The following is an 8,086-nucleotide window of genomic DNA, read 5'->3' on the forward strand; positions in this document are numbered from 1 at the left end:
AGCTTGTCTAATTAACATTCCATTTACATTTATTTACAATTAAAAAACCTACTTAAACCCATTTATTTATGTGAAACAACTCACAATAAAATTAAAACATAGTCCTCAATTATTATTTTATTTTGATAGCTTGACAAAAATTGTCAATTTACAGCTATCTTGTGAATTAAATTATTTTAAAGCCCAATTGATTTAATTATATAGATTCCTATAATGATATTAACTGCTTTTGAAGAATAATCTAAAACAAAAGTAGGGAATATAAATTCATAAACAAGATGTATTAGTAGAGATAATATCATGGCTAAAATTTCACTAGAAAGCTTAACAAATATTGATGGGTTCGTTGCAGCAGCGTTAGTAGATACAGAAAGCGGTTTAGCACTAGCAACTCAAGGTGGGGGATCAATTGATTTAGAACTAGCAGCAGCTGGTAATACAGAAGTAATCCGCGCAAAGCGTCGCGTAGCTAACTCATTGAAACTTAACGATGATATCGAAGATATTTTGATTACTTTAGGTAAGGCTTATCACCTTATTCGTCCTCTAGAAAGCAATGGCAATTTGTTCCTTTATCTTGTTTTAGACCGCAGCAAGTCAAACCTTGCTATGGCTCGTCACGAACTTAAAACGTTTGAAAAAGAATTAGATTTTGCTTAATTAGTATTATCTAGTTACATTATATACTAGACTTCTTGTATATTTTTATATTCCATTAATATATAAAAATATATGAGAGGTCTATTATTAGTCATTAATTATGACTAATTTTGTGCAGTCCAATTTTTTATAAAACATTAAAGTGATACTATGAATGGACATTGCATTAATATCGCAATTTCAGGTATAAGTTTAAAAGTTTCAGACGAATTAAAAATAGAACTTAGAAAAACAATACCGAATGAATTTGGCATTAATTGGATAAACATCGCCGATCCAAATATAGACTTGCTACTAATAAATGAAAATTTTTTTGATACTGAAGGTATCCAACGAATTATTAAAGAAAAACAATTACCCTGCTTAAAAGTATCTAAAGGACATCACGATTCATCAACTATAGAAGAAAACAACACACTTTATCTGCCATTTCAGCAAGGGGATGCATTAAAAAACTGGATTCAACATCGATTATTAAGTTATTTGGCTAGTCACCAACCACAACAAACTACAAATGAATTGAAGATAGAACATGATGCAATAAATGAAAAATTTCTTGCTGAAATGTTTAATCCAGAAAATGCAAGATTACACATCTTTGATGATCATGGCACTTTAGCCATCATTGATACACGTAGCCAAATTGCATGGTTAGAGCCAACTCGACTAAATACACAAACAAATCATAGTTTTAACTATAAATTTGCTACTACATCTGATTTTACTAAGGTTTCTCGTAAAGTCGAATATGACTTACAAGACTGGTTATGGAATCTTTTTTGGCATTCTTCTGAATTTCAAAAGCTATCGCCTAAAGAAAACGAATATTACAAAATTGAGTATTGGCCTCAACCACATCAAAGCACAGATCGAAAAATTGCACTTTTACTTTCAGCATGTTTTATACAAGGAGCTCAACTTTCACAGGTAGCTTCACAACTCAAACTCCCTATTCAAACGGTTCAACAATTTATTTCCGCATGCATTATTTCAAATAATGGCGGTGTTATCCCAGCGTCAGAAAGTCATTATTTAAAATTAGAGGAAACCAAAGCCTCTAACGAACAACAAGGCTTTTTAAATAAGTTTTTCGGCAAAATCCGACGCCGATTTGGGCTATAAGGAATTCTATGATTCTTCAACAATATAAAATTGTATTTGCAGGAAGCATGGGTGCAGGTAAAACTGAAGCGATTAAATCTCTCTCCGAAATTCCTGTGCTTGCAACCGAAGCATTTAATACAGACAGTCAGGCACATAATAAAATGCAAACAACAGTTGGCATTGATTATGGTGAAATTACTTTAGATGACGGTGTTAAAATTGGACTTTATGGAACACCTGGACAAGCACGATTTGATTTCATTTGGCCAGTTATTTGCCAAGGTGCGTTGGGTGTGATTATCTTGGTTGATCATAATAGTAAAGTTCCTCTAGAGGAGCTAGAAGGCTATTTAGATACTTTTAAAGACTATACACAAAATATTTCGATCGGCATCACGCATGTTGATGAAAATAAAGGGCAACCGATTTCAATTTATCGAGATTGGTTAATTCAAAATGAGTATCAATATCCTCTGTTTTTTATTGATGCCCGAAAACAAGAACACATTCTGCTGATGATTGAATCACTGATTGCAGCATTAGAAGTCAATCTGAGAGCAACGAATTAATCATTTTGAAAGAGAAGAATTATGTTCAGCATTCCAAGTCAACAACGTACAGCGCCAAAGGAGTTGATCCATTTGGCTAAAGCTCAAGCCAATGACATATTGATGAATATTAGTGGCATTGATTATATTATGCTCTGCTCTACAGATGGTTTTGAATTGGCATCAGTTTACAAGAAGAATCCATATAATAGTACTAAGCTTGCTGCGGTGAGTAGTTCTATTCTGGCTATGGTGAGTGCCTTTTTAAAAGAGATTCAACTTACTGGCTGTCAAAGTATTACTTTAGATGCAGAAAATGGTAAGGCGATCCTGACCTCAATCCCTGCCCCCCACCACCCAATGGTTATGGTGACTTTAAGCAACAAAGACGTATTACTTGGTCAATTGTTATATAGCCTTAAGCAAGCAAGCGCAGCAATCATAGAAGCTGATCAAGCATAATTCATAACGCATAAATTAAGCTCTGATGAATGATCAATTTGTCAGAGCTTTTTTAATTTCGAAAATCCACATTCTATAATTTTCTTTTTTGAAGTATTGCAAATAACCCAACTATTCAGAACAAACCCTACTTATCCAGTTTTTAATATGCTTAAACAACAAGATAAATCATACAAATTCAAATGAATGGTAAAAAAAATTAAATGAATTATAAATATTTTTCAATTATGATTATTTTCGAACAAATCATAACCCAAAATATTCAAAAACGAAAATTTAAATGATTATGAAAAGGAGTTTGTTCACAAATAATTAAATTTAACGGAGAAGAACGATGAAGCTGGACAGCTTTAAATTTGCCGCTGGGGTTATGCTTTTAGCAGGTGGCGTATCTGCACAAAATGCATATGCTGATTCTTATGTATTTGTCACGAATACAACACCTCAAACGGTATCTGTACAAATCACTCAAACTGGAACGCATATTTTACAAGCTGGAAATGAGTGGGCTCAGGAAGCGACTCAAATCGCACCCTATGAGACTAAACGCGTGCTGCGAATGAATCGATACTCAGGCATAAAATCAGGTAAAACCTATAATTTTGACACTGTTGTAACGAGTGGAAATTCACAAGTAACGCTCAAACAAACCATGACAGGAACTTGGACAGGTAGTACGATTAAGAATGGTATCCAAACAGCAACCACGACATCGCCATGGTATTCTGATCGTGCAATTCATCGAATTAATACAACTTATGCAGGCTTATCTGCTCAGGCTGCGGTCAAAGCTGAATATACGGGTGGGTATGATGATTTCCACTACACAATTCACCAAAACACAGTGCAAGAACCTGTATCCAATAGCGCAGATGAATTAAAAGTACTGTCATACAATATTTATGCATTGCCTATGGTTGCAAGCAAAATTAGCGAACGCCTAGCAGAGTTACCAAATCATTTAAATGGATATGATGTCATTTTGCTTCAAGAAGCATTTTCATCATCACGGACTAGTATGCTGAATCAACTAGCCCAACAATATCCATATCAAACCCATGTTCCAGTTGGTTCAGGCTATAACTTATATGACAGTGGTGTCCTTGTTTTAAGTCGATATCCAATCGTAAAAACAGCTGAAATGATTTATCCAGATTGTACAGGAACAGATTGTTTTGCTGACAAAGGTGTAATTTATGCTGAGATCATCAAAAATGGAAAAGCTTATCACGTAACATCCACCCACACGGCTTCCTTCGATACAGATGAAGCACGTGCATTACGACAAGTCCAATTTAAACAAATCCGTCAATTAGTTAATCAGCAAAATATTCCTAGCTTCGATGCGGTATTAATGGGTGGTGACTTTAATGTAAATAAATTCTTATGGCCGCAAGATTATCAAGATATGCTGACCAATCTTAATGCAACTGCACCAATCAGTACTGGTTACACTGCTTCAACTTTTGACCCACGTGTCAACAAACTAGCTGGCGCAGCTGGTTCGGGTGGAACAACGGTTGAATATTTAGATTATGTCGTTTCTTCAAATACACATCGTCAGCCTATTCAATCTCGCAATGACGTTCGTATTTTACGTTCTACCGCAGATCCGCTTTATATGACTTGGGATTTATCAGATCACTTCCCTGTGATGGGACATTTTAACTACGGTCCCTAAGTAGGAAGTATTATGAATAAAAGACTATGGATCACATGCCTTATTGTTCTATTGGTCTTAATTGCGTTTGCAGTTTGGAAGAGCACCACCTCTTCCGCTGCTACGCAACAAACCAAAAATGAACAGTCCTCCAATCACACTGTGTCTAATTCAAATGATATACAAAACAGAAGTAAGGATGAGATATTGCAACAATCATTACAGACACAGTTACAGGCTTTACAAAAAATCCAGGCAATATTAACCAGTTTTTAAATCAATACCGAGCCAGTTGCCATTTAGATGACTGCAATGCTGCATTAACAAAAGCACTTAATGCCTATCCTGATCAAAAATTCGCTCAAACTGTGCAAAATTTATTGAAGCGTATGCCGCAATATGAACAGCAAATGCAAAGTACAGTATTATCAACGGCGCTATCCCCCAAAGAACGCTTTGATGCAATTTGGAAACTTAGAGAACAGATGCTAGGCAAAGACGAAGCGGCTTTAGGTTTTGGACAAGAACGTGAATATGCAGATTATCGTTTTGCTTATGCGAAACTTAAACAGAGTACGCAATTGAACCCTGAACAACGATTAGCTGCATTAGAAACGCTTCAACAAGAATATCCTCGATTAATGGAGCAAGAGGATAATTTTGCTCGTTATGAACAAGCTGTTCAGCTACTTGATGAAAAACAACCGACTGCTGAAACTCAACGTCTAAAACGAGAATTACAACAACGCTATCTCACACAACAAGAGCAATTAGACCTGCAATTTAAGCAACAACGTGAACAACAGCAGCAGCAGAAAGAGGATCAATACCAGCAAGCACTCAAACAACTGCAACAAGAAATGCAACCGCTCAAGTCTCAGCTTTCCGAAACTGAGTGGCAAAAGCAGTATCAACAACGTCTTGAAAGCTTGCGATCGAATCTGTTTCCTTGATTTTGATGCCATCTGATATACAGATGGCGACTATTTCAGCATCTCATTTTTTCACCTATACTGAGGTAAAAGTAAAACTCACGAAAAGCTTCTTTTTTGGAAATCAATGGAATGAATTACCCAAAACTGCAACATGACTTAAATACCGCACTAGAATCTGAAATCTTAGGTGAATTGGTTTTTCTAAATGCAGCAAAGCATACCCGCTCGACTGAGCAACAATATAAATGGAATGTCTTGGCTCAATTAGAAACTCAAACTTTGCATAAGTTACAGCAGTTTTTGATTCAAAATGGTCATACCGCAAAGATTCGACCACATATTAAATTACAAGCCAAAGCATCTGGGATTGCGATGGCAAAACTTCCTTGGAAAGTTGCGATGCATTTACTTAAACAAGGCACTGAACCGTTTATGAAAACGTTTGAGAGAATGAATCAACACGCTGATGCTCAGACTCAAACCTTTCTACAATATTTATTGGCACATGAACAAGCTTTAGCAGAGTTTGCAACACAAGAATTAAAGGGAAATTCGAGAAGTTCACTGAATGCTGTAGAGAAATTATTAAAAAGCTAGGTCTAGCCTAGCTTTTTAATTCATACGTTTTATGCAACTGTGACATTTAATAACAATTGTCGTTTTTTCACTTGTTGACCGACTTGACCAATGAGTTCATCAACAACACCATCCACATCAGATTTAATCTGTTGCTGGATTTTCATCGCTTCCAAGATCAACAAAGTTTGCCCTTTGGTAACGGTATCTCCAGCATTGACCAGTAGATTTACAATCGCACCATCCATTGGTGCTCGAATCTTCCCATCACCAATAACTTCAACCGCTTCAGGTTCTGCGTAAGTGCTATTCTCAATTATGAGATTGCCATTCGCCGTATCTAAATAAAGTTGATTTTGGTCAAGTACATAATTCAATTTACGGCGTATACCATCTACATCATAAATGATCTGTGTATCTTGAATCGCTAGAATCTTAATCTTGACTTGCTGATCACATAGCATAGCGATCAGTTGATCATGATCTGTTTGGACATGAAGTAATAGCTGTTGATCAGCACATTTTAGTTTTAATGGGAAAGGCACAGAAATACCTGTTTGCCATGAAACTTTCGCTTGGTTCAGTTGAGTGAACAATGCTGCAGCAACCGCAAGATTTTCCAAACTTGGCCCTTGTTGATGTAGGCTGACATCATCTTGAAAATGTTGTTGAATAAATGCGGTATTAGTATCACCTGCCACGACAATCGGATGACGTAATAAATTCACCAAAAACTGTTTATTACTGTTCACACCCAATAGCACACAATCATTTACTGCGCGCGCTAACAGACGAATCGCATCCTGACGAGTTTTACCATAAGCAATTATCTTCGCCACCATTGGATCATAAAACGGACTAATTTCACCCTGTTCTAACATACCATGATCAATCCGAACATTTGATAACATTCCATCAGAGCCTGCAGGTTTCCAATTGAGTACCTTTCCAGTTTGAGGCAAAAAATCCTGTCGTGGATCTTCTGCATATAAACGCACTTCAATTGCATGTCCATTTAAAGTGAGTTCATGCTGCTGTAGAGGTAAAGTTTCACCATTTGCGACACGGAGTTGCCATTCAACTAAATCGAGGCCCGTGATCATTTCTGTTACTGGATGCTCAACCTGTAAACGGGTGTTCATTTCAAGGAAATAAAACTCGCCTGATTGATCCAGTAAGAATTCAACTGTACCTGCACCGATATAGTCGCAAGCTTTGGCGGCAGCAACTGCAGCCTCGCCCATTTGCTGACGTAATTCAGGTGTCATCACGGGACAAGGTGCTTCTTCGACTACTTTCTGATGACGGCGCTGAATTGAACAGTCTCGTTCAAATAAATAAACGTAATTGCCATGCGTATCACCAAATACTTGAATTTCCACATGACGAGGTGCAATCACTGCTTTTTCAATAATCAGCTCACCTGAACCAAATGCATTTTCGGCTTCTGAACGCGCTGTTTTTAAAGCCTCGAGTAAATCAGCAGACTGGTGAACCAAGCGCATACCACGCCCACCACCCCCAGCAGATGCTTTCACCATCAAGGGGAAACCAATTTTTTCTGCTTGTTCTGCTAAATATTCGATATCTTGTCGATCACCTTCATAACCCGGTACACAAGGTACACCCGCCACAATCATGGCAATTTTTGACAAGCGCTTACTACCCATCAAATGAATCGCCGCGGCATTTGGACCAATAAAAGTGATGCCATGATCACTACAAGCTTGGGCAAAATCGGTATTTTCAGATAAAAATCCATAACCAGGATGAATAGCATCGGCACCAGTCTTTTTGCAGGCTTCGATAATATTGGTGATCGACAAATAAGACTCAGAGACTTTAGAAGTACCAATGTATACGGCCTCATCAGCCACTTGAACATGGCGAGCATTGGCATCTGCATCTGAATATACAGCAACTGTCTGGTAGCCCATCGCTTTCGCTGTTTGCATCACTCGAACTGCGATTTCACCACGATTCGCGACTAAAACTTTTGAAAATTTCATCATTGCTCAGTCCAAGTTGGTAAACGTTTTTGAATAAATGCCATCGTACCTTCTTGACCTTCTACTCCACCGACAGCTTGCGCAAATTGCTGTGCAGCATCATCAAGTAGAGAATCTAAAGGTTCATTCAAA

General features: G+C 37.3%; 7 protein-coding genes and 2 pseudogenes. 7 read left to right on the forward strand and 2 right to left on the reverse strand.

Annotation, left to right across the window (positions count from 1 at the left end):
- Positions 1–300 precede the first annotated feature (300 nt).
- The 7 genes and pseudogenes from A2003_RS01415 to A2003_RS01445 all read left to right on the forward strand — a co-directional run bounded on the left by A2003_RS01415 (position 301) and on the right by A2003_RS01445 (position 5,966).
- Complete coding sequence (locus tag A2003_RS01415; protein WP_004802620.1) at positions 301–660, forward strand: roadblock/LC7 domain-containing protein; 360 nt, start codon at positions 301–303, stop codon at positions 658–660.
- A gap of 150 nt (positions 661–810) precedes the next feature.
- The gene (locus A2003_RS01420; RefSeq protein ID WP_125318479.1) at positions 811–1,782 is read left to right on the forward strand and encodes a hypothetical protein; all 972 of its coding nucleotides are present in this window, start codon (positions 811–813) and stop codon (positions 1,780–1,782) included.
- Positions 1,783–1,790: 8 nt separating this feature from the next.
- Positions 1,791–2,333 carry a GTP-binding protein gene (locus A2003_RS01425; RefSeq protein WP_004909026.1) on the forward strand — a complete coding sequence of 181 codons (543 nt, stop codon included), beginning with the start codon at positions 1,791–1,793 and terminating at the stop codon, positions 2,331–2,333.
- A gap of 21 nt (positions 2,334–2,354) precedes the next feature.
- On the forward strand, positions 2,355–2,774 hold the full coding sequence (locus tag A2003_RS01430; protein ID WP_201897794.1) for a roadblock/LC7 domain-containing protein: 420 nt from the start codon (positions 2,355–2,357) through the stop codon (positions 2,772–2,774).
- Between the two features lie 334 nt (positions 2,775–3,108).
- Complete coding sequence (locus A2003_RS01435) at positions 3,109–4,455, forward strand: sphingomyelin phosphodiesterase (protein ID WP_125318480.1); 1,347 nt, start codon at positions 3,109–3,111, stop codon at positions 4,453–4,455.
- A gap of 12 nt (positions 4,456–4,467) precedes the next feature.
- Positions 4,468–5,387 (forward strand): annotated as a pseudogene (locus A2003_RS01440) (lipase secretion chaperone).
- A gap of 111 nt (positions 5,388–5,498) precedes the next feature.
- On the forward strand, positions 5,499–5,966 hold the full coding sequence (locus A2003_RS01445) for a hypothetical protein (RefSeq protein WP_201897795.1): 468 nt from the start codon (positions 5,499–5,501) through the stop codon (positions 5,964–5,966).
- Between the two features lie 29 nt (positions 5,967–5,995).
- Here the strand turns inward: A2003_RS01445 and A2003_RS01450 are convergent, their stop codons facing one another.
- Both A2003_RS01450 and A2003_RS01455 read right to left on the reverse strand, forming a co-directional pair.
- A complete protein-coding gene (locus A2003_RS01450; RefSeq protein ID WP_201898251.1) occupies positions 5,996–7,954 on the reverse strand; it encodes an acetyl/propionyl/methylcrotonyl-CoA carboxylase subunit alpha in 1,959 nt (652 codons plus the stop codon).
- Positions 7,954–8,086: pseudogene (locus tag A2003_RS01455) on the reverse strand (enoyl-CoA hydratase/isomerase family protein); the annotation flags it as partial. The pseudogene A2003_RS01455 and the gene A2003_RS01450, both read right to left, overlap by 1 nt.

Origin of the sequence: Acinetobacter sp. GWC1_38_13 (assembly GCF_001767535.1) — a bacterium.
Classification (GTDB): Bacteria; Pseudomonadota; Gammaproteobacteria; order Pseudomonadales; family Moraxellaceae; genus Acinetobacter; species Acinetobacter junii.

Bases quoted from the DNA above. Each gene is read 5' to 3' on its own strand.
- A2003_RS01415 (WP_004802620.1), top strand. From the start codon at position 301: ATGGCTAAAATTTCACTAGAAAGCTTAACAAATATTGATGGGTTCGTT.
- A2003_RS01420 (WP_125318479.1), top strand. From the start codon at position 811: ATGAATGGACATTGCATTAATATCGCAATTTCAGGTATAAGTTTAAAA.
- A2003_RS01425 (WP_004909026.1), top strand. From the start codon at position 1,791: ATGATTCTTCAACAATATAAAATTGTATTTGCAGGAAGCATGGGTGCA.
- A2003_RS01430 (WP_201897794.1), top strand. From the start codon at position 2,355: ATGTTCAGCATTCCAAGTCAACAACGTACAGCGCCAAAGGAGTTGATC.
- A2003_RS01435 (WP_125318480.1), top strand. From the start codon at position 3,109: ATGAAGCTGGACAGCTTTAAATTTGCCGCTGGGGTTATGCTTTTAGCA.
- A2003_RS01445 (WP_201897795.1), top strand. From the start codon at position 5,499: ATGAATTACCCAAAACTGCAACATGACTTAAATACCGCACTAGAATCT.
- A2003_RS01450 (WP_201898251.1), bottom strand. From the start codon at position 7,954: ATGAAATTTTCAAAAGTTTTAGTCGCGAATCGTGGTGAAATCGCAGTT.